The 19,813-nt window shown below is 41.6% G+C and carries 19 protein-coding genes; 1 reads left to right on the forward strand and 18 read right to left on the reverse strand.

The features are described 5' to 3' along the window. Positions 1–31: 31 nt before the first annotated feature. Together M3196_RS17730 and M3196_RS17735 are read right to left on the reverse strand one after the other, a co-directional pair. A complete protein-coding gene (locus M3196_RS17730) occupies positions 32–796 on the reverse strand; it encodes a creatininase family protein (RefSeq protein ID WP_251323675.1) in 765 nt (254 codons plus the stop codon). 37 nt (positions 797–833) lie between these two features. After that, positions 834–1,166: a 2Fe-2S iron-sulfur cluster-binding protein gene (locus tag M3196_RS17735; RefSeq protein ID WP_251323676.1), complete on the reverse strand. Its 333-nt coding sequence runs from the start codon at positions 1,164–1,166 to the stop codon at positions 834–836. A 242-nt stretch (positions 1,167–1,408) separates the two neighbouring features. Here M3196_RS17735 and M3196_RS17740 point away from each other — a divergent pair, with 242 nt between their 5' ends. Continuing rightward, positions 1,409–1,744 carry a hypothetical protein gene (locus M3196_RS17740; RefSeq protein WP_066293213.1) on the forward strand — a complete coding sequence of 112 codons (336 nt, stop codon included), beginning with the start codon at positions 1,409–1,411 and terminating at the stop codon, positions 1,742–1,744. Positions 1,745–1,784: 40 nt separating this feature from the next. On the opposite strand, the gene M3196_RS17745 is transcribed toward M3196_RS17740, so the two are convergent. The 16 genes from M3196_RS17745 to M3196_RS17820 all read right to left on the reverse strand — a co-directional run bounded on the left by M3196_RS17745 (position 1,785) and on the right by M3196_RS17820 (position 19,809). Continuing rightward, positions 1,785–3,167, reverse strand: a complete 1,383-nt coding sequence (locus M3196_RS17745) for a hypothetical protein (protein WP_251323677.1) — start codon at positions 3,165–3,167, stop codon at positions 1,785–1,787. A 103-nt stretch (positions 3,168–3,270) separates the two neighbouring features. Further along, on the reverse strand, positions 3,271–4,782 hold the full coding sequence (argH, locus tag M3196_RS17750; RefSeq protein ID WP_251323678.1) for an argininosuccinate lyase: 1,512 nt from the start codon (positions 4,780–4,782) through the stop codon (positions 3,271–3,273). 123 nt (positions 4,783–4,905) lie between these two features. After that, on the reverse strand, positions 4,906–5,460 hold the full coding sequence (locus M3196_RS17755) for a Fe-S-containing hydro-lyase (protein WP_251323679.1): 555 nt from the start codon (positions 5,458–5,460) through the stop codon (positions 4,906–4,908). Positions 5,461–5,476: 16 nt separating this feature from the next. Next, on the reverse strand, positions 5,477–6,322 hold the full coding sequence (locus M3196_RS17760; protein WP_251323680.1) for a fumarate hydratase: 846 nt from the start codon (positions 6,320–6,322) through the stop codon (positions 5,477–5,479). Beyond that, complete coding sequence (locus M3196_RS17765) at positions 6,303–7,856, reverse strand: FAD-binding protein (RefSeq protein ID WP_251323681.1); 1,554 nt, start codon at positions 7,854–7,856, stop codon at positions 6,303–6,305. The genes M3196_RS17760 and M3196_RS17765 overlap by 20 nt, the downstream gene beginning before the upstream one ends. 23 nt (positions 7,857–7,879) lie before the next feature. Beyond that, positions 7,880–8,632 (reverse strand): succinate dehydrogenase iron-sulfur subunit, encoded by a 753-nt coding sequence (gene sdhB, locus M3196_RS17770; RefSeq protein ID WP_251323682.1) that lies wholly within the window; start codon positions 8,630–8,632, stop codon positions 7,880–7,882. A 22-nt stretch (positions 8,633–8,654) separates the two neighbouring features. Then, positions 8,655–10,424 (reverse strand): succinate dehydrogenase flavoprotein subunit, encoded by a 1,770-nt coding sequence (gene sdhA / locus M3196_RS17775; RefSeq protein WP_251323683.1) that lies wholly within the window; start codon positions 10,422–10,424, stop codon positions 8,655–8,657. A gap of 20 nt (positions 10,425–10,444) precedes the next feature. Next, positions 10,445–11,098, reverse strand: coding sequence for a succinate dehydrogenase cytochrome b558 subunit (locus tag M3196_RS17780; RefSeq protein WP_251323684.1), 654 nt, complete (start codon positions 11,096–11,098; stop codon positions 10,445–10,447). Beyond that, positions 11,080–12,444, reverse strand: coding sequence for an MmgE/PrpD family protein (locus M3196_RS17785; RefSeq protein WP_251323685.1), 1,365 nt, complete (start codon positions 12,442–12,444; stop codon positions 11,080–11,082). The genes M3196_RS17780 and M3196_RS17785 overlap by 19 nt, the downstream gene beginning before the upstream one ends. Next, positions 12,441–13,358 carry a succinate--CoA ligase subunit alpha gene (locus tag M3196_RS17790; protein WP_251323686.1) on the reverse strand — a complete coding sequence of 306 codons (918 nt, stop codon included), beginning with the start codon at positions 13,356–13,358 and terminating at the stop codon, positions 12,441–12,443. Before M3196_RS17790 ends, M3196_RS17785 begins: the two co-directional genes overlap by 4 nt. After that, positions 13,359–14,558, reverse strand: a complete 1,200-nt coding sequence (locus M3196_RS17795) for an ATP-grasp domain-containing protein (protein ID WP_251323687.1) — start codon at positions 14,556–14,558, stop codon at positions 13,359–13,361. A 60-nt stretch (positions 14,559–14,618) separates the two neighbouring features. Then, positions 14,619–15,281: a GntR family transcriptional regulator gene (locus M3196_RS17800; RefSeq protein ID WP_251323688.1), complete on the reverse strand. Its 663-nt coding sequence runs from the start codon at positions 15,279–15,281 to the stop codon at positions 14,619–14,621. Positions 15,282–15,363: 82 nt separating this feature from the next. Beyond that, positions 15,364–16,830 carry an SLC13 family permease gene (locus M3196_RS17805; protein ID WP_251323689.1) on the reverse strand — a complete coding sequence of 489 codons (1,467 nt, stop codon included), beginning with the start codon at positions 16,828–16,830 and terminating at the stop codon, positions 15,364–15,366. Between the two features lie 49 nt (positions 16,831–16,879). Further along, positions 16,880–18,232: an MmgE/PrpD family protein gene (locus M3196_RS17810; protein WP_251323690.1), complete on the reverse strand. Its 1,353-nt coding sequence runs from the start codon at positions 18,230–18,232 to the stop codon at positions 16,880–16,882. Continuing rightward, positions 18,226–19,110, reverse strand: coding sequence for an HpcH/HpaI aldolase/citrate lyase family protein (locus M3196_RS17815; RefSeq protein ID WP_251323691.1), 885 nt, complete (start codon positions 19,108–19,110; stop codon positions 18,226–18,228). Before M3196_RS17815 ends, M3196_RS17810 begins: the two co-directional genes overlap by 7 nt. A 54-nt stretch (positions 19,111–19,164) precedes the next feature. Further along, on the reverse strand, positions 19,165–19,809 hold the full coding sequence (locus M3196_RS17820; protein WP_251323692.1) for a GntR family transcriptional regulator: 645 nt from the start codon (positions 19,807–19,809) through the stop codon (positions 19,165–19,167). Between the last annotated feature and the right edge of the window lie 4 nt (positions 19,810–19,813).

Consider the following 19,813-nt stretch of genomic DNA (forward strand, 5'->3'; position numbering starts at 1 on the left):
CTTCTTCCCATTCATTTAATAAAAAGGAAAATCAGATTCTTATCGTTGTTAACTCCAGTATTTCTTTGATTGTTGTTTCTACATTGTTCAGTGCTTCTTCTACAATTTCTTTGCCTATTTCTTCACTAGCTTGAGTAGCGTCCCCAATACAACCATTCGCTGTCATTTCTTCATATTGGTACGGACCTTGAACCGCTTTGTTCTGCCTTAGCTCCTTCCAGATTCCTGGCTGGATATCCCCCTTTTCAAGACGGTTGATTTTTACTAGATGAGGCGCAAGATACAATGCTTCTGATACTTCACGTTCACAGCTGTGTCCGTACAATGGCGACTTTACATATTGTGAGATGGCTGTTTTAGCCGAAGCGGTTGTCTTGGCGTAATAAATCTTTACATCAAGTTCTCTGGAGAGTTCCAGACTTGCTACACTTAACGTGGATTGATTTCCGCCGTGTGCATTTAATAATAAAAATTGTGAGATTCCATGGTGTTTAAGAGATTCGATCATGTCTTTCAAAATTGAAATGAGTGTTGATGGCCGAAGAGAAATCGTTCCTGCAAAATTGAGGTGATGATGGGATACTCCCATGTTGACTGTTGGAGCAACGATTACATTAGGAAAAAGCCTTTCAGCAAGCTTGTTGGCCATTTTTTCAGCGAGAACAGCATCACAGCTCTCAAGCATGTGCGGACCATGCTGTTCATGGGCACCAACTGGAATGATTGCCAGCTTAACCGTTTTTAAAGCTTCTTCTACTTCTGGATAGGCCATTTCCGTCAAGAGATAGGAATTCACTTTAGTTCACTCCTTTCTTGTTAGTTGGATTTAGAGGTTATTTAGCGGTTGCTTTGGAATATTGTATACCTTTCATATTAAAATTTTTATTCTGAATCAGTTCCAGATCATCCTTTACCGTCAGCTGGCAAGTCAAACGGAATCCTTCATCGAGCTTATCACCGAGCATTTTTTCTTCTTTCCAGTTTGGTGGATCTAACTGCTCCGCTCCTTTAGATATCTGTGATACACACTTTGTGCACTTTCCTATTCCGCATCCATAACGCAGTTTCGGAAATTGTTTGATTCCGGCCAATACGACTAGATTACTATTTTCCTTTACCTCTTGTTCAATAATTTCCCCATCTTGAATTAAGCGAACAGTTGGCATTTTGTACACCTCTTCCCTTGTTATTATAGTTTAAAATGTTTTCAATTTTCAGAAACTTAGTTTTGATTATATCATTCGTATTTGGTTTGTAAAACGGAATTTCAGAAAAAATGAATTGATATGACTGGAATAAGGTCTTTTTTACTAAAAATTCAATATATTCAAAATTCGTTTGATTTACTCTTCTGGATTGAGTAGAATGAGGGTGTGTGGTATACAAAATACAATAGTGAGGTGTAGATATGGGAAAGTATATTATTTTGACGAATAAAGATACGTATCAAACGACGATCGAAAGCAAAGGACTTGAGCCGGTAGAAACTTATGACTTTATCTTTTTTGAAGAAATAAAAGCAAGCTACACCATTGCCAAAGTAACAGATGATTCTATTAAAATTCGATTATATGAAAAGTATGAAGGAAAAGAGTTTGTGAACGAAATTAGAGTTAAGTTCTTTGAATCCTTTGAAACGGTAGAGGATGCGAGGGCAGAACTCGATGAGATGGTAGCCGCCTCTGGCTCTGGTCCAGACTCCAAATATACAAAGCTGGTACTCAGAGAATCTACTGCAGTATAAGAAGCAAAAAGCAGTCCCTTGTATGCGGGGACTGCTTTTCTTATGCGATGCGTTGTAACAAAAAAATAAAGCTCATTAATAACAAGAGATAAGAAATCGTAAAAGGCGCGTTCCAATTCGATATCTTGTACGGGCTTTCTTCCACAATGGTCGCCATCAAGCCGATGGTTGCATTGAATGGCCCCATTAAGAACGCTCCTACTGCTCCTCCAAGCATGGATAAAGTCAGCAGCTGGCTGGAAATTTGAAGAGCATTTGGATCGAGCGCTTCAGCCATCAACGCAATCGCAACAGCTGGATGCAATCCCATGAATGCTAGAATGAGAGGAACCAGCGGAAGCAGAACCAAGAACGACTCAACTCCTATTGAATCTTTTACCTGCAGCAATCCGGTGTTGAATACATGATCGGTGTTCGAAAATTTCATCGCTGATATGAAGAATCCCGCAGATAAAAAAATCACAAACTGTCCGCTCATCTTTACAACATGCGTCTGAAAATGTTCTTTTGTCCCTTTTAAAAACAACCTCCCTTTACGAAGAAGGATGCTCCACGATAAAGCTACTGGAATGACGAGCAGCGTCACGATAAAAAGAAAGCTAAACGATGATTTGACCTCGATGATTGAAACGATAACATTAAAGATGATAAGTGCAATCAAAATATGAAACAGCCGGCTTGTCCGATTCGTTTGCTGCGGTACAAATTCTGCAGCAGCGGCAGTTTCTTTATCCGTAACGTATCCTGCTTTTACATTTTTATTATATTCGCGAGTTGCGAGCAGCCAATCCAACCCTATCCCCATCAAGCTAAGCGGAACCAAATACGGCAGCATGGAAACCCAGCTTACTCCGTTCATCTCAATTACGATCCCTACGATAGGCGTAACTGGCGTCCATAATAGAGGCATTGAAAAACCATGCGTGATGGCCCTGCTCATGAACCGATATTCATTAGCCACAGAGTAGTTCGAAAGAGAAGGTTTTATCGCATGATACGTCATGGGCAAGCTTGCTAAATTAATAAAGCTGCTGAAGAAATAAGATAAGCCAGAGGTCATCATGTAAAGCTGCTTCGGGTTTTTTACCTTTTTACTGATAATCTCTTGAATAGAAGAAGCATAGTTCCCCAGACGGATCGGATAAGCGAGAAGCGGAACAACCATAAATAGACACAGGAGATTGAGCATAGGTCCGAAAGACAGGATGTAATCTTTCCACTGTGCTCCGCTTGTCCAAAGCATAGCTAGTCCAACTATTAAAAAGATAGAGCTGATCACCTGGACCGTCTTCCCCACCCGGTTAAAAGAGAGCGCTACGATCAATAAACAAAGAATAGAAACAACCAGATTTAATGCGCTGTTTGGGATAGCAACAGACAGTAAATATAAGATCATACAGCTGATAAATAATAAATGATGCATAGAATCACCACTTGCTGCTTATTTTTCTGAATTATATTACAAAAGGATTGTGATGGGAAGTCTTTGGACCAGAATATGTAAAACCTGCCAGGGGCTAGCAGGTTCAATATTTAATGTCAGCCATCCATTTTTCTACTGCTTCTTGCAGCTTTTGGTTAGCTGATGACAGCCTGTTCTTCTCGTCTGTTAACTGAGTTTCAAGTTGAGATAAAAAATTCCTTCTTTCCTTTGCCATTCTGTTTACTTCGTCAGGGTTCGGACCGCCTTGAATGTTTCGTCTCTTTATAAATTCGATCGGACAAATGATATTGTTCCACTCTTCCTGGCTCAAAGAGACATTGCACCGTTTAATTATTTCTTCGTTTACCGTCCGAAAAGGAATTTCGTTTAATTCGAGCTTTTCTTGTGAACATTTTTTCGCGATGCTACTTGCGATTTGATGAGCCAGACGGAAAGGAACGTTTTTATCTCGCGCTAGTACGTCCGCTAGTTCGGTTATTGTGATACATGAGGTTTTCGCCTGGTTGAGTGCTCGTTGTTTGTCGACCTCCATTGTCCGGATAACAGCATGCATCAGACGGATGACACGGTTCGCTTTTTCATAGCTTCTGTATAAATGCGGCTGCAGATCATCCTCCGTATCAACGATGTCTCCGAATGGTGTGTTGTGAATCATTTGAATCGCTGCCAGTGCTTCGCCTGCTGAAGAGCTGGCAAGAGAACGGGAATGCTCGATGGAAACCGGGTTTCTTTTTTGAGGCATGATACTGCTGATTTGGACGTAAGGATCCGCGACTTTGATGATGTTGTATTCACGGGTCACAAGCTGAAGGAAGTCTTGGATCCATCTTCCGCAGTTCACCATCATCGATAGAACAGCAGTTGCCGATTCTACGAGATAATCAGCGCCAGCAATTGCATCATAGGAGTTTTCAACGAGCTTACTGAAACCTAGAAGGTCACATACTCTTTTTCTATTAATAGGAAAGCTGGTTGTTGATAATGCTGCGGCACCCATTGGCGATCGATTGACCGTTTCATAAGCAGACCAAAGTCTATTAATGTCACGGAGGAATACATCTAAAATGGCTGTTAAGTAATGACCAAATGTTGTAGGCTGCGCTGGCTGAGTGTGGGTATATGCAGTTATTACAGTTTCGGCGTGTTCATTTATCTGTTCTAATAAGGCATCCGCTAGAAGCATCGAACTTTTCATCAGGGTTAAGATATGTTCCCTTAAAGCGAGACGATACATGGCCACTCCCATATCGTTACGGCTCCTAGCAATATGCATCTTTCCGGCCAAATCCGGGCCAATTACCTCACTAATTTTATGCTCCATCATAAAAAAGAGGTCTTCAAACTGCGGATCATATTGCAGGGTTCTATAATCGGTTTTAGCTACTTCTTCCACCCCTTGTAAAATAACCCCTGCTTCTTTTTTATCCAAAATAGCTTGTTCCGCGAGCATAACAACATGTGCTCGATGAATATTAAACATCTGTTTAAATAAGTAGTCCCGCTGATCGTTAAAAACCGGGCGGAGCAGGTGATCGACATATGTTTTGCCTGGAAAAGCAGTACCTTCGCTCTGAACGAAATCCTTGTTCTGCATAAGCTTCCCCCTGACCTGGCTTCATTATTGGAATGTTTTAGTTAATTATTATTTAGTGTATAAAAGGGATAAGGGATTGGGAACTAAAAAAGCAACCTGTATAGGGCTGCTTAAATAGGTTTATTAGTAAGATTGATACTGCTGCTTACCGATTTCATACCAATCGTTCCCTTCACTATCTATAATCACTACAGCAGGGAATTCTTTTACTTCTAATTTATAGATGGCTTCTGGACCTAAATCTTCATAAGCAATCACTTCTGATGACTTTATTGTTCGTGCTATTAAAGCACCTGATCCGCCAATAGCACCAAAGTATACCGCCTTATTTTTCTTGATGGATTCTACAACCTCATCACTGCGATATCCTTTTCCGATCATTCCTTTTAAGCCAAGTTCAAGCAAAGCTGGTGTGTACTTATCCATCCTCCCACTTGTGGTGGGACCAGCTGATCCGATCACCTGACCGGGCTTTGCAGGTGTAGGTCCAACATAATATATAACCTGTCCAGCAATCTGAATAGGCAGTTCTTCACCGTTTTGGAGTGCTTCTGACATTCTCTTATGAGCAGCGTCACGGGCTGTATAAATGGTTCCGCTCAGCAATACCCTGTCACCTGCTTTTAATGTTCTAATTTCTTCATCTGAAATCGGACAGCTCAATTGAATGGCACCCATGTTCTCACTCTCCCTTTCACAACCGGATTTCCTTATGCCGGCTTGCGTGACAATTCAGATTTATCGCAACCGGTAATGCTGCAATGTGACAAGGTTCAATTTCTATTTTTACGTCTAGAGCAGTTGTACTGCCGCCCATTCCCTGTGGTCCGATTCCTAGCTGGTTAATCTTCTCCATCAGTTCCCTTTCCAACTCACTTATTTCTGTCCGTTCATTTCTGTGTCCAATTGGTCTGAATAAAGACTTTTTCGCTAAATAGGCACTTCTTTCAAAGTTGCCTCCAACACCAATGCCTACCACAAGCGGTGGACAGGCATTTGGGCCAGCCACTTTGACTGTATCGAGGATAAAGTTTTTCACACCTTCCACACCATCAGATGGTTTAAGCATTTTTAACGTACTCATATTTTCGCTGCCGCCGCCTTTAGCGGACATATGAATGACCAACTCGTCGCCTTCAACGAGTTCCACGTGAATAATAGAAGGTGTGTTGTAGCCCTTACTTTTTTCTCTCGTAATGGGGTGGTCAACAATTGAATGACGTAAATACCCTTCCTCATATCCTTTTTTGACACCCTCATTGATGGCATCATATAGCTTTCCGCCCGTGATATGACAGTCTTGCCCTAGCTCTACAATAAAAACGGAAACACCAGTATCTTGACACATGGGGACTCTCTCATTTTTTGCAATATCTGCATTGGCAATCAGCTGTTCCAGAATATCTTTTCCTGTTTCAGATCTTTCTTTTTTTAGAGCCGTTTGAAAAGCATTGACCACATCTTGACCTAAGTCAAAGTTTGCTTCCTGACACATCTTTGAAACGTGCTCTACAATAGCTTCATACTTGATGGTTTTCATAAGCTACCTGCTCCTTTTTTCTCCCGCCTCCATCTAATGCTGCAGGAATAAACCGGGCACTTCTGTTATGAATTACAAGATTACCTTCCCATTCCTTTTTTTCCGAAGCTGCATTTTGCAGTTTATGTGCGCCCCTGCTTTCTATACGAATGGAAGCCGCATAAACGGAAGCCCAGGCGGCCCGAATTTTATCCGTTAATCGTATAGAAGAAGTTTCTTCAGCAAGTTGATTTAATTCTTCCTTTGCCTGTAAAAGTGTGTGGGTCGTCCGCTCAATTCCTGCATTCTCCCACATAATGTCTCTGACTTTTGTATAAATCTCTTTTTCTAGCTCTCTATCAACCTCAATATCAGTTGGACTAACGGTCTTTGTATAATTAAATGCGCTGATATCTTTCTTATTTTCTGCAGCAGCATATCCTGTCCGTTTTCCAAATACAAGAGCCTCTGTAATGGACCCGCCGCCAAGACGATTTGCTCCATGCAGTCCTCCTGTACATTCGCCGCAAGCATATAACCCGTTCAAGCTGGTTTTTCCCCACTCATCCACTTTGATTCCACCCATACAATAATGCTGTACGGGACTCATTATCCATTTACCCTCATGACCTTTTTTCACAAGACGAAAAAGGGCTGGACTGTCTTTTTCTAGATCGTTCTCTGATACGTTTGAAAAATCTAAGTAAACCTCGTTTTGCTGAAACATCTCATAACTAAGAACATCCCGGGTTTCCAGTTCTTTTTTGGGGTATCTCTCCATAAACCGTTCATGTTTTTCGTTACGTAAAATGGCACCTTTGCCGAAGATTTTCGTCATAACGTCTATATTTGCAGGTGATTTCAAACGATACGGATAAAATTGCACAAACTCCATATCTATTAATTCAACACCGTGCCGCCAAACCATTCCGATCGCTTCGCCTGTAATGTCTCTCGGATTGTCTGTTGATGTGTAAAGTCCGCCAAATCCTCCTGTTGCTAGAATGGTTGAAGTGGCTATAAACTCGTATATTTCACTATCTTTTTGTGCGATCACGCCATAATTTTGCGTTCCGTCACTGATCAAATCAAACACTGTATAATTCTCAAACAGGGTTATACCTTTTTCAACAGCAGCATTCCTTAACGCTTTCGTTACCGTTTTCCCGATTCCTTTTCCGGCATATACCCTTCTAGGATAAGAATGTCCTGGGGTAGCGACCGTCTTTTCAAACTGAAGCTCTACACCATAAACACTTTCAAGCTCCATGACTCTTTCTGTACATTCTTCTGCGAGCACCTTTGCTAGACGAGGATTGGATAATCCTTTTCCGCCTTTTAAAATGTCCTTATAATAAATGTCACTTGAATCATTTTCAGAAAAAATGGCTGCATACACACCGTCAGAAATCACCGATGATCCTCCGAGTCCTGCTTTTCCTTTTGTAACGAGTGCAACAGACGCACCGTTATCACATGCTGAAATGGCAGCAACTAAGGCAGCGTGTCCACCGCCAACTACGATGACATCAAAATGATAAGATTTATCTGACATAATAATGACCTCCAAACAAGGCTCTACTTTTTCAGCCAGCTCCATAATGCATAACGATTAGCTTCATGATTTAATTCTGCAAGAGCCGTTGTTAATGGGATATCTTTCGGGCATACCTCTACACAGTTTTGTGAATTTCCGCAATTTGAAATTCCTTCATCTCCGATAACCACTTCCAGGCGTTCGTTTTTTGTTAACTTTCCTGTTGGGTGCATATTAAAATACTTTGTTTGAGCCAGAGCCTGAGGGCCAATGAATGGTGAGCCGCTGTTCACGTTAGGACAAGCATCCAGGCAGCAGCCGCAAGTCATACAGGTTGAAAATTTATATGCTTCTTGTTGTTCCCTGGACGAAATTAATGGACCTGATCCCATTGCGTATGTCCCATCGATCGGGATCCATCCTTTTATTTTTTGCAGAGCGTCAAACATCCGCTGACGATCAACGACTAAATCTTTTTCAACAGGGAATGTTTCCATAGGCTCTAGCTGGATGGGCTGCTCGAGCTTCTCCACTAAAGTTGAACAGGCTTGCCTAACTTTTCCGTTAATCCTCATACTGCATGCTCCGCAAACTTCTTCAAGACAGTTATATTCCCAGGCTACAGATCGCACTTTGGTTCCTTCTGCGTTCACAGGGTTTCGCTGTATTTCCATTAAAGCAGAGATGACATTCATGTTAGGGCGATAAGGAATCGCAAACTCTTCCCAGTACGATTCACTGTCCATCTGGTCTTTTCGTTTTACTTTTAGCCGTATTACCTTTTCAGCACTCATACCGTTCTCCTTTCTGCCTTTTTCAGGCTTTTGAAAGTTCTTTGCTCGATGTAACCACATCATACCGTCTCGGTCTTGGTTCCAAATGTTGAATATCTACTGGCTCATAGGAAAGACTTGGTCCGGATGGTGTGTATGTAGCAATCGTTGTTTTCAGCCAATTCTCATCATCTCTTTCTGGAAACTCTGGTTTGTAGTGAGCACCTCTGCTTTCGTTTCGATGCAACGCTCCAACTGTAATGACCCTTGCGAGCTCTAGCATGTGTTTCAGCTGGCGTACAAAAGGAACGGTTCTGTTTTGCCATGAACTTCTATCGTCTATCCCAATATTTTTCATTCGTTCTTGCAATTCTTGAAGCTTTTCATCTGTTTTTTGAAGGCGGTCATTATGTCTAACAACCGTAACGTTATCAACCATCCAATCGCTCATTTCCACATGAAGCTGATAAGGGTTTTCGTGTCCGTCCATGTTAAGAAGCTTTTCATACTCTTCTTCTTGTTTTTTCAATTCAGTTTGATAAATAGAACCAGATAAATACTCACACTTTACTTCTAAGTCGTTCATATATTTAACGGCATTCGGACCTGCAACCATACCGCCATAAATCGCTGACACTAAGGAGTTGGCGCCAAGGCGATTTCCTCCATGGTACTGATACTCACATTCACCACATGCGAAAAGTCCGGGAATATTCGTCATCTGGTCATAATCCACCCAAAGTCCTCCCATAGAATAGTGCATGGCCGGAAAGATCTTCATCGGTAGTTTGCGAGGATCATCACCAACAAATTTTTCATAAATATCCAAAATACCTCCGAGCTTTCTATCCAGTAATTCAGGTGAAAGATGTGATAGGTCTAAATAAACCATGTTTTCACCATTGATTCCTAGCTTCAAATCTACACATACATGGAATATCTCACGAGTTGCGATATCCCTTGGAACCAGGTTCCCATATGCAGGATATTTTTCTTCAAGGAAGTACCATGGTTTCCCGTCTCGGTACACCCATACTCTTCCACCTTCTCCGCGTGCTGATTCCGACATCAATCTCAGCTTGTCATCTCCAGGTATCGCGGTCGGATGGATTTGGATGAACTCTCCATTGGCATAACGAACTCCCTGCTGATAAGCAATACTGTGTGCACTGCCTGTGTTAATAATGGAGTTCGTGCTTTTTCTGAAAATATTACCGATTCCGCCAGTCGCAAGAATCACGGCATCCGATTTAAACGTATGAATCTCCATTGTTTTTAAGTTTTGAGCCGAAATCCCCCGACATCTGCCGTCATCATCGATAACAAGTGAAAGGAACTCCCAGTACTCAAATTTCTCGACTAAGCCTTCTGTTTCGAATCTTCTTACTTGTTCGTCAAGCGCATATAGAATTTGCTGACCTGTAGTAGAACCTGCAAATGCAGTACGCGAATACTTTGCTCCTCCTAATCTTCTAAAATCGATATGTCCCTCTTCAGTCCGGTTGAACTGTACACCCATTCTGGCAAGGAGATAGATGATTTCAGGTGCTGCTTCACACATTGCTTTTACAGGAGGCTGATTCGCCAAAAAGTCTCCTCCATAAATCGTATCTTCAAAATGCTCCCAGACTGAATCCCCTTCTCCCTTTGTGTTTACCGCTCCATTTATGCCCCCTTGCGCACAAACAGAATGGGATCTGCGAACTGGTACAAACGAGAAGAGCTTTACCTTTTTTTTTGCTTCTGCAAGTTTAATCGCGGCCATCAGTCCTGCAAGACCGCCGCCAACTACGATTGATTCTTGATTGTTCAAGATGCATCACCTCCATGGTCTTATATAAATGCGAATAAGCTCGTTACGCCTAGAACACCGAACACCGCAAAAAATAGTAAACAAATTCTTTGGGCAATGCGCTGAGAGGCTGGACCTTTCGTCACTCCCCATGTTATTAAACCCGTACGGATACCATTTGAAAAATGAAAGACTGCACCAACTACTCCGATCACATAAAAAGAAAAGACAAATACATTTTCCAGGTGACTATTCACAAGGTCAAAATTTATTTCCGTTCCATAAAACACGGGTGCTAATCGAAACGACCAGACGTGATAAATAATAAAAACGAGTGTGGTAATTCCCGTAACTCGCTGAAAGAAAAACAGTCTGTTTCTTTCATACTTGTATGTTTGAGTATTTGATTTCGAAATCATAGAAAGATAGATTCCGTATCCTGCATGAAAAATGAGAGGGATAGCAACTAGAAAGATCTCCAGCAACGGCAGAAAAGGAATGCTTTGTATCAGATGAATTTGTTCGTTATATTTTTCTCTGCCGAGTAGAGCCGTTGAATTTGTTAATAGATGCTCTACCATGAAGATTCCTAATGGAACGATACCAGCTAGAGAGTGAAGCCTTGAAAGGACAAAACGTTTTCTAATGTTTTTATTTATTGGTTGTAGATCTGCTGTTAATGAATTGGATCGCACGCTTCATCCCTCGTTTCTTCAGCAAGCCACTCTCTGACCGTTATCCCTTCGAGCTTTAGAATTTTCTCAGCATGTTTTTCTGCATTTTCTAACTTAGATGACGTCATGGATAAGAACTTCTCAATCAATTCTTCACTACTGGCTGGTTTCTCGGGATCGCCTTTTGGATAGTCGGTCGCTTCGGTATAAACCTTGCCATTCAGTAATTCAATTTCTACCTTTGCTCCCCATTTTTCCGGGTACAGATTTTCATAGTATGGATCAACATGAACCTCAATTTTGTTCATTAATTGTTTGATCTCTGGTTTTTTTAGTGTCTCTTCATTAAAGTCATCTAAGGAAGCGCTGCCTTTAATTGCTGCGAGCGCTGAGCAGAACTGGCTGCTGAACTTGGATGCGTATACTGTGTCAGGATTAGGTTTATCGGTGATGTTTAATACGGTTTGATACGTATGGATCTTAATTTTTTGAATGGATGTATGATTGATGTCATGATTCGTCATGATGTCGAGGATGCAATCTACTGCCGGATGAGTATGGCGGCATGATGCGTGTAGTTTAAAACTATTTTCTACTATTTTATAAACATGACCAAGGTCTGTCGTGATCTTTGAAGAATCTACTGATTCTGCCATTGCATGAAAGAAACCGCGTCTTCCTTCAAGAATTTCACTAGCTCCGGTAAAATCCTTTCTTGCGAGAAGTGCCGCCAAAGCTCCATTGTACGCAGCTTTGGCGGTATGAAGTTGTTTTGTCATCGCCCCATCTTCTATAAACTCCCACAATCCAGCAGCTTGGGAGCCGGCGTTCCCTAGCGCATGCGATAACTGTTCATCGTTCAGTTTTACGAGTTTACCAACCGCAGCAGCTGCCCCAAACGTTCCACAAGTAGCGGTATTATGAAAATAGTAATAGTGAGAAGGAGAAACCGCCTCTCCAATTCTGTAGCAAACCTCATAACCTGCCACAACTGCTGTAATGAGTTCTTTACTGCTTAACTCATATGCTTCAGCAACGGCAACGGCTGCAGGTATGACTACTGTGCCGGCATGAATAATAGAAGATTTATGGATATCGTCTAACTCCACGATATGGCTGGCTGCAGCATTTACAAGAATACTGTTTCCAATCGAAGATTTTCCTCCGGTTACAAGAGTCGCTTGTTCCTTTCCTCCCCATTCTTCAACAAGTTCTTTTATCGCTTGAATAGGTTTTGTATCTTTTCCGGCAACGGCAGATCCATACCAGTCGAGAATGCATAGCTTCGTAAACTCAACGACATTTTCAGGTAAATCTTCATAGCGCGTACGGTTAACATAGTGTGCTAACGTTTGAGATAACGTCATTTTACTCCCCCCACTTTTTCTCCAAGTACCGTTTTTAAAACGGAGATCATGTCGTCATATCGGTCGATCACGTGAGCTCCTGATTCATGAAGCGCTTTCATTTTGAGTGAAGGTCTCCCTGCATTTCCGGAGATCATCGCTCCTGCATGACCAAACACCGTTCCTTCTGGCATGGATTCTGTAAATCTGCCTGCCACGTATGAAATAAGAGGTTTTGTAAATCCGCCTTCTTTTAAAAACTGTGCTGCATCTTCTTCAAAAGAAGTTCCTGGTTCTGAAAAGGTAACGACTGCTTTTGTCTCTTCATCCTCTTCAAACAAGGCAAGTAAATCTTTTATAGTCGATCCGATAAAGCTATCTCCTCCTATACCAACAGAAGTAGTAACACCAAATCCGGCCCGCTTCACCATCCAAGACGTTTCTGCTGTCATGCCGCCACTCCTTGAAATAACACCTACATTCCCAGGTACAAAGCAGCGTTCAGGCCGGTCACCGCCGATCGATCCCATCTTCACTTTGTCCTTTGGATTAATCATTCCTACTGTGTTAGGTCCAATAATGACAACATTATTCTTTCGAGCCGTATAAAGCATCTTTACCGAATCGAGCTGTGGGATATTTTCTGTTGTTACAACGATAAGTTTGATTCCATTCTCAATCGCTTCTAAAACAGCATCGAGTGCAAATGCCGGGGGGACAACAACTAAGCTAGCATTCACATTCTGTTTTTTTACCGCTTCCCATACCGTGTCATATACAGGAACACCTAACACATTTTGTCCACCCTTTCCAGGTGTAACACCTGCATAGATGCGTGTACCGTAAGCAAGTGTATGATCAACTACCATCTGTGCTTCACGACCGGTAATCCCTTGAATGACCATCCTCGTGTTCTGATCAATTAGAATTGCCATTTAGTTCACCCCTTCCATCTTTTTAACCATTTCAGCTGCGGCTTGTTCAATCGTTACTTCTTCTCCGTAATACGTAATGCCAGCACCCTCAAATACGCGCTTGCCCTCTTCATCATTTACACCGGCCTCGCGGACAACAATAGGAAACTCATCCAAATTTACCCCTAACTCTTGAACAGCTTTTACAATTCCTTTTGCCATTACATCGATCTGAGTATTGTTTGTAATGTTATGAGCTACAAACAGTCCTTTAACACCTTCTTTTGACAGGATTCCTTTTGTCAGACCATACACTTTTTCTTCTGAAGGATTTCCGCCGGTCTCCGTGTAGTTCGCAGGTTGTGCACCTAAAAAGGTCAGGGCATCAAAACTGAGCAAACTGCCTCCTCCTCCTCCGCACATAAAACCAATGCTGCCTCCATCCATTTCTGTATATCTGGCTGTCCCTCTGTAATCCGCATCATTTACTCGAACCATCGCTTTTTCAAGTTCCGTTAATGGCCGCCATGAACGTTCACTTCCCGATTCCACTTGCCCGGAAAGCTCAGGCTGCCTAAACAGCGCAGAATCATCAACACCCATAACAGAAGCCGCTGCCATTACTTGTTCACCACGTGTCAGTACTAACGGATTAATCTCCAATATGTAACAGTCGTATTTTAAAAAGATGTCATAAAGTCCGCATAAAACGGAGGTGGCTTGAATGAGGGGTTTCCCTGTTACACCAAGTTTGCTCCAGATTTCTTTCGCCTGATAGGAATAGAGTTTGGAGAATGGTTCGACATGATAGATGACTACCTTTTCAGGAGCTTCCTTAACAAGATCTTCAACCTCTACTCCTCCTTCAGTTGTTGCGATGATAACCGGCATCTGTTTTTGGGGATCAATCGTGATGGAAACATACCATTCTTCATCGATCTCAAGCTTTTCTTCTAAAAGGACACTCTTCACTTCATAATTTCTAACTGTCATTTTCAGCAGCTCATCTGTTTTTTCTTGAGCCTCTTGTACAGAGTCTGCAAACTTGATAGCTCCTGCCTTTCCTCTTTTCCCGACAGGAACCAATGCTTTTAACACGCACGGTTTCTCAAGATGTAACGCTTGAATTTCGTCACTTTTATGGATCACCCAATGATTTGGAGCTGGAATACCGTTTTCTTTTAATAATTTCTTACTCGCATTTTCCAACATTCTTCCCATATGAACTTTCCCTCCTATTGTGGATATTGGATCCAATTTATCTTAAAAAGAAACGCGCTATTATCGCGCATCAACTTTTAAGCTTTTTATTAATAGTTGTCCTGTACGTAAAATATGTTCCGCAACAAGGTCGCCCGCTTTCTGCTTATCTTTTTTCATGATAGCCTCTACGATTTGGCGATGCTCTTTGTTCGATGTTTCCGTCTGCCCTTTTAACAGATGCGGAGTCTGCTGAGGAAATCCGCTCCATAATGTACTGATGAACGTGTTTAGTCTGTTCCAATTGCAACGCTTAATTAGGAGCTTGTGAAATTCAATGTTATACAAAACAAAGTCCTCAACATCTTCTGCAGCATCCATATTGTTCACTAATTCATTTAATTGTTTAAGATCCGGTTCTGAAAAATGATCAATACTTTGATAGACGGCCATTTTTTCAAGCTCTGCTCTTAATGTGTAGATCTCCTCAATATCATTGACTTGAATTGATTTTACGATCGCACCCTTATGCGGCTCTAGCTCGATAAGTCCCTCTGATTCCAGTTTTCGAAAAGCTTCTCTGATCGGCATGCGGCTTACACCTAACGTATCAGCGAGTTCAGATTGTTTTAATCGTTCTCCTGGCTTAAAGTCGCCCCTGATAATCGCTTCTCTGATTACATTTGACACTTTTAAATGAAGAGTATCTCTGTTCTCTATTCTTAAATCATACTTTGGCGGCATCCTTTTCTGTTACCTTTCTTTTTTTCTAATTTGTATTTAGGATACAGGATCCAAAATGAAATGTCTATAATATTCAGACTTTTTATAGGAAACCTATCCACTTCCACCATGTTGCTGCTAGAAGAATAGTAAAAATACTCATGATGAGTGTAAGAATGACTCCGGGAATTAAAAATTCTTTTTGTTCGATTTCACCTGAGCTGTGGACAATGATATTAGGAGTTGCTTCAACTACAAGAATATAGCCATGTAAACAAGCTAATGAAGCGGTGATACAAATTAATGCCGGGTCCGCCCCCGCTTTGGCAGCAAGTCCGATAAAGATAGGGATAAGTGTAACGACTGCCGTTGATACATTGGCTACAGCCAGATGCAGGATGTGAGTAATAATCAATACGACAGCTACCGCTATTAACGGCGATGTCAGAAGCTCGATGATCCAACCGGCACTTAAACTTTCGCCGACAAGCATGGCGGCACCTGATTTATTAAAAGCATATCCAAGTGACAGGGTAACTCCCATCAAGAGAACCGTGTCAAAGTTGATTTTCACCAGGTTATTCCATGTGGTGCAACCGATAACAGGAAGAGCCATCAAGATAACACCAATAAGTGCGGGTACACTCGGATGTAACCCATGAAAGGGCTCTGTTAACCACAAACTTACGATGGAAATCAGTATGACTAAGCATCTTTTTTCCTGGCTGTTCATCTTCCCTAAGTTCTCCAATTTTTTTCCCATCTCAGCTTTTAAGTGAGGAAATTCTTTTTCCTTTTCTGTTAATGGAAACTTCTTTATTAGCAGATACCAGGCAACAGGGATGAGTGCCAGCCACAGAGGAAAGGTATACAGAAACCACTGAAGATATGTGATTTTTATTCCAACAAACTCTTTTAATAATTCAACGGTTAAAATATTTCCGATGGCCGCGGTCATCACCGCAGTTCCGCTTATAGTACCCCCAAATGCAACACCTAAGAGGATCATTTTTTTAAGATTGCCATTCCCTCTTTCCCCTATCGTATCGAGCGACATGAGGGCTACTGGCAGAAGCAATGTCGTTCTTACCGCAGCGGCTGGAATAAAGAAGGATTGAATCTGCGGGATGATCATGATGCTTGCTAATAACCCTTTTGCGCTTCCTCCCCACTTTGCCAGAAAAATGTAGGCAACACGTCTGGCAAGTGGCGTATCATTCACCCCTTTTGCCAGCATCATGCCTCCTATTATTAAAAAGACAGCAGGGGATGAGAAGCCGCTGTATACTATTTCAGTTGAAACAACTTGAAAAACAAGCATTAAGACGAGAAGCAACAAGGCAGTTAAACCTAAAGGAATCGGTTCAAATGTCCAGTAAAAAACGCTAAGTACCAGAAAAGCCAGCATAATCTTTGCGGGTTCGGCGTATTCTGCCGGCAAAATTTGATAAACAATAGCTGTTAGAGTCACACCCAGAATTAAAACAAGTACTTTTTTAAAATGACTTTTCGTTACCGCAGATGAGCCCATTACAGGTTCTATTTTCACTTGAGGCTTTGGAGAACTCATACATACTCTCCTTTCAACTCATCAAAGAGAACACAACTTATATATGTTTTTATCTTTTATTCAACGACTTCACAGGCTGGCACAATTCAAAGAAAGGAGTTAGATCATCCAGTTCCTCTAACTTGTAGATTAGATCCACCAGTTCTTTTTTGGCATCAGAGCTGATTATGTCTCCCGTAACATCAAGGAATTTTTCGATAAGCTGGTCATTCGTCATCGGTTTATCCGCACTTCCGATAGCATGTTCAACAAATTCAGTAAACTCTCTGCCGTCCTCTAATTTAATCGTTAATTCTACTTGATCTTCTTTTATCTTGTCGTCCACTTCTAATGTAATCTTTTCACGTAAACTCTTTATTGTTTCATCATTTACACACTCATCCGTAAACTGATCGACACCAGCCTTTCCGTGCATAAATGCCGCGGCTACACAATGATAGACACTGAATTTTCCTTCTAGCCCAGTAGAAAGAACTTGCTTGCTGGTTAATTCTTTTACGAGAGGGTGGCCTTTAATATGAATGGATTCAACTTGTCCGTGTTGGAATTCAAATCTTGACTGTATGGAAATTATCGCATCAATTGCTGGGTGTGTGACGATTCCACTCGCAAATGGTTTATAGCTGTTCTTTTCTACTTCCCACTTTCCACCCCACTTTTCCGTTAGAATATCTATCTTATTTTCCTCTGAGAGAACGTTTATGAATCCCCGTTCTGCTTCTAAGGATTGAAGAGAACTTGTGAATCCCTGCTCCGCCATTAATGCTGCCAGCAAACCGTTCATCGCCGCTTTTCCAGGATGAAATGGTTTAGTCATCGTTCCGAACATTTCTCTTAAACCTACAGGCTCAGTGGCAGCAATTCCGATAGCATAGGACGTTTTTTCGTGATCTAAGTCTAGTAATTTACTAACCGCTACAGCTGCTCCAATCCCACCGACACTTCCTGTAATGTGCCACCCTCTCCAATAGTGAGATGGGTAAACCGCTAATGCTAGTCGCGCTTCTACTTCACATCCGATCACAAAGGCTTCAAGTACCTCTTTACCGCTTTTCCCTTTGTTTTCAGCCAATGCTAGAAGAGCGGGAAATACAGGAGCTGAAGGATGCAGAACCGTTTCAAGAAGGGTGTCATCAAAATCGTATACATGTGAAGACATGCCATTTAACAGCGATGCAAAAAGCATGTCTGTTTTTTCTTTCCTGCCGAAAACAGTGACATGCGGCTGAGTTCCCATCTGTCTCGCAACAGCTAAAAGTTTGTCCATGGACTCATGATTGGCAGCGCCAATGGCGACACCAAGCCAATTTAATAGACTTCGCTTTGCTTCATAACGAGCATTCTCGCTTATATCTTCATACCGTGTTTCAATAATTTGAGTGACTAACGATTTTGTTACCATACTTTTTGTTCTCCTTCCCTATTCAGGAATTGCAATTGAGCTTTTGCTTTTTTATAAACGGGATAATCAACAAGCTTTCCTCCAACTGAAATAGAAGCGATATTTTGTTGTTCTGCTTCTTCAAATGCTTTTACGATTTCAAGTGCTGATTCGACTTCTTGCTGACTGGGTGTATAGGTGTCATGGATGATAGGAATTTGTTTAGGGTGAATAGCTAGTTTTGCGGTGAATCCGAGAGCCCTTGCGCGTTCAGCCTCATTTTTCAACCCGGGTTCATTTTGAAGGTCAGGATAAACGGCATCAACAGGGCTATCAACACCGGCAGCTTTTGAAGCATTAACAATCTGGGATCTAGCAAAAAGAAGCTCCGTACCATGAGGAGTTAATTCACAATTAACATCTAGTGAATAATCAATGGAACCAAAAACGAGACGGTTCACTAGATAATGGGAAGAGGCAATTTCATAGGCAAAGTGAACACCACGTGCCGTTTCGATTAATGCCAGTACTTCAAATGAATCGGGTGTGCGGTTCACATTGTTTAAATAGTAAAGCACTGTTTGACATACTACCTGCATATTCCCTGCATTTTCTGCTTTCGGAACGATCACGCCTGAAACCCCTGCTGTGATGGCAGCTTCTAAATCTTCTTTCCAAAAAGGTGTTGTAATGTCATTGATTCTAATAAACACTGTTTTTTCTGTTTGTCTGCTAAGCAGATGGCTTTTGGCTCTCTCTCTAGCTGTTTCTTTTTCAGAGAGTGCTACAGCATCTTCAAAATCAACAATTACACTATCGGCCTCGCTGTTTAGAGCCTTATCCATTATTTTTTTTGAAGCGGCGGGTACAAATAAATAGGATCGAAAATGATTACTCATAAAAGAAACCTCCGTTTTAAGGATATTGGATCCAACTTTAAACGAAGAACGGGCTTACTCAATTAATTGAGTAAGCTTTTCTCCCGCTCTCATGATATGAAGTTCAACAAGTTGACGTAATTTAACAGGATCTTTTTGATCAAGAGCTTCCAGCATCGCTTTATGTTCTTCATTCGACACCTGCATAGAATGAGGAATTAAGCTTGGAACATGGGCGGGGTACCCTTCAATAAATTGCTTATTGAGCATCTTCACTTTTTTCCAGCTGCATCCTTTTTGCAGCAAAGTATGAAACTCCTGATTATGATTAACGAATAGGTCGAGATTGTTATTACGGATATCTTGATCCATTTTTTCTACGAGATGCTGCAATTCTTCCCTGTCATTCGATGTAAGGAAATTCATTGATTTCTGAACAGTCACCCCTTCAAGAAAGGACCGAAGATAATAGAGCTCTTCAATATCTTCTTTTGAAATCCCGATTACTTGCGCTCCTTTATGCGGAAGCATCTCAACTAACCCTTCTCTCTCGAGGCAACGCAATGCTTCTCGTATAGGCATTCGGCTAACACCCAATTTTGCCGCAAGTTCATCTTGAATGAGCCGTTCTCCAGGCTTAAATGTTTGAGTGAAGATGGCTTCTCTTATTGTTGCAGTTACTTTTTCCTGCAGTGTTGTAAAATCAATAGATTGTTTCATTTTT

Source organism: Fictibacillus nanhaiensis, assembly GCF_023715445.1.
Classification (GTDB): Bacteria; Bacillota; Bacilli; order Bacillales; family Fictibacillaceae; genus Fictibacillus; species Fictibacillus nanhaiensis_D.

Bases quoted from the DNA above. Each gene is read 5' to 3' on its own strand.
- M3196_RS17735 (WP_251323676.1), bottom strand. From the start codon at position 1,166: ATGCCAACTGTTCGCTTAATTCAAGATGGGGAAATTATTGAACAAGAG.
- M3196_RS17740 (WP_066293213.1), top strand. From the start codon at position 1,409: ATGGGAAAGTATATTATTTTGACGAATAAAGATACGTATCAAACGACG.
- M3196_RS17745 (WP_251323677.1), bottom strand. From the start codon at position 3,167: ATGCATCATTTATTATTTATCAGCTGTATGATCTTATATTTACTGTCT.
- argH (WP_251323678.1), bottom strand. From the start codon at position 4,782: ATGCAGAACAAGGATTTCGTTCAGAGCGAAGGTACTGCTTTTCCAGGC.
- M3196_RS17755 (WP_251323679.1), bottom strand. From the start codon at position 5,460: ATGGGTGCCATTCAATTGAGCTGTCCGATTTCAGATGAAGAAATTAGA.
- M3196_RS17760 (WP_251323680.1), bottom strand. From the start codon at position 6,322: ATGAAAACCATCAAGTATGAAGCTATTGTAGAGCACGTTTCAAAGATG.
- M3196_RS17765 (WP_251323681.1), bottom strand. From the start codon at position 7,856: ATGTCAGATAAATCTTATCATTTTGATGTCATCGTAGTTGGCGGTGGA.
- sdhB (WP_251323682.1), bottom strand. From the start codon at position 8,632: ATGAGTGCTGAAAAGGTAATACGGCTAAAAGTAAAACGAAAAGACCAG.
- M3196_RS17785 (WP_251323685.1), bottom strand. From the start codon at position 12,444: ATGACGTTATCTCAAACGTTAGCACACTATGTTAACCGTACGCGCTAT.
- M3196_RS17790 (WP_251323686.1), bottom strand. From the start codon at position 13,358: ATGGCAATTCTAATTGATCAGAACACGAGGATGGTCATTCAAGGGATT.
- M3196_RS17795 (WP_251323687.1), bottom strand. From the start codon at position 14,558: ATGGGAAGAATGTTGGAAAATGCGAGTAAGAAATTATTAAAAGAAAAC.
- M3196_RS17800 (WP_251323688.1), bottom strand. From the start codon at position 15,281: ATGCCGCCAAAGTATGATTTAAGAATAGAGAACAGAGATACTCTTCAT.
- M3196_RS17805 (WP_251323689.1), bottom strand. From the start codon at position 16,830: ATGAGTTCTCCAAAGCCTCAAGTGAAAATAGAACCTGTAATGGGCTCA.
- M3196_RS17810 (WP_251323690.1), bottom strand. From the start codon at position 18,232: ATGGTAACAAAATCGTTAGTCACTCAAATTATTGAAACACGGTATGAA.
- M3196_RS17815 (WP_251323691.1), bottom strand. From the start codon at position 19,110: ATGAGTAATCATTTTCGATCCTATTTATTTGTACCCGCCGCTTCAAAA.
- M3196_RS17820 (WP_251323692.1), bottom strand. From the start codon at position 19,809: ATGAAACAATCTATTGATTTTACAACACTGCAGGAAAAAGTAACTGCA.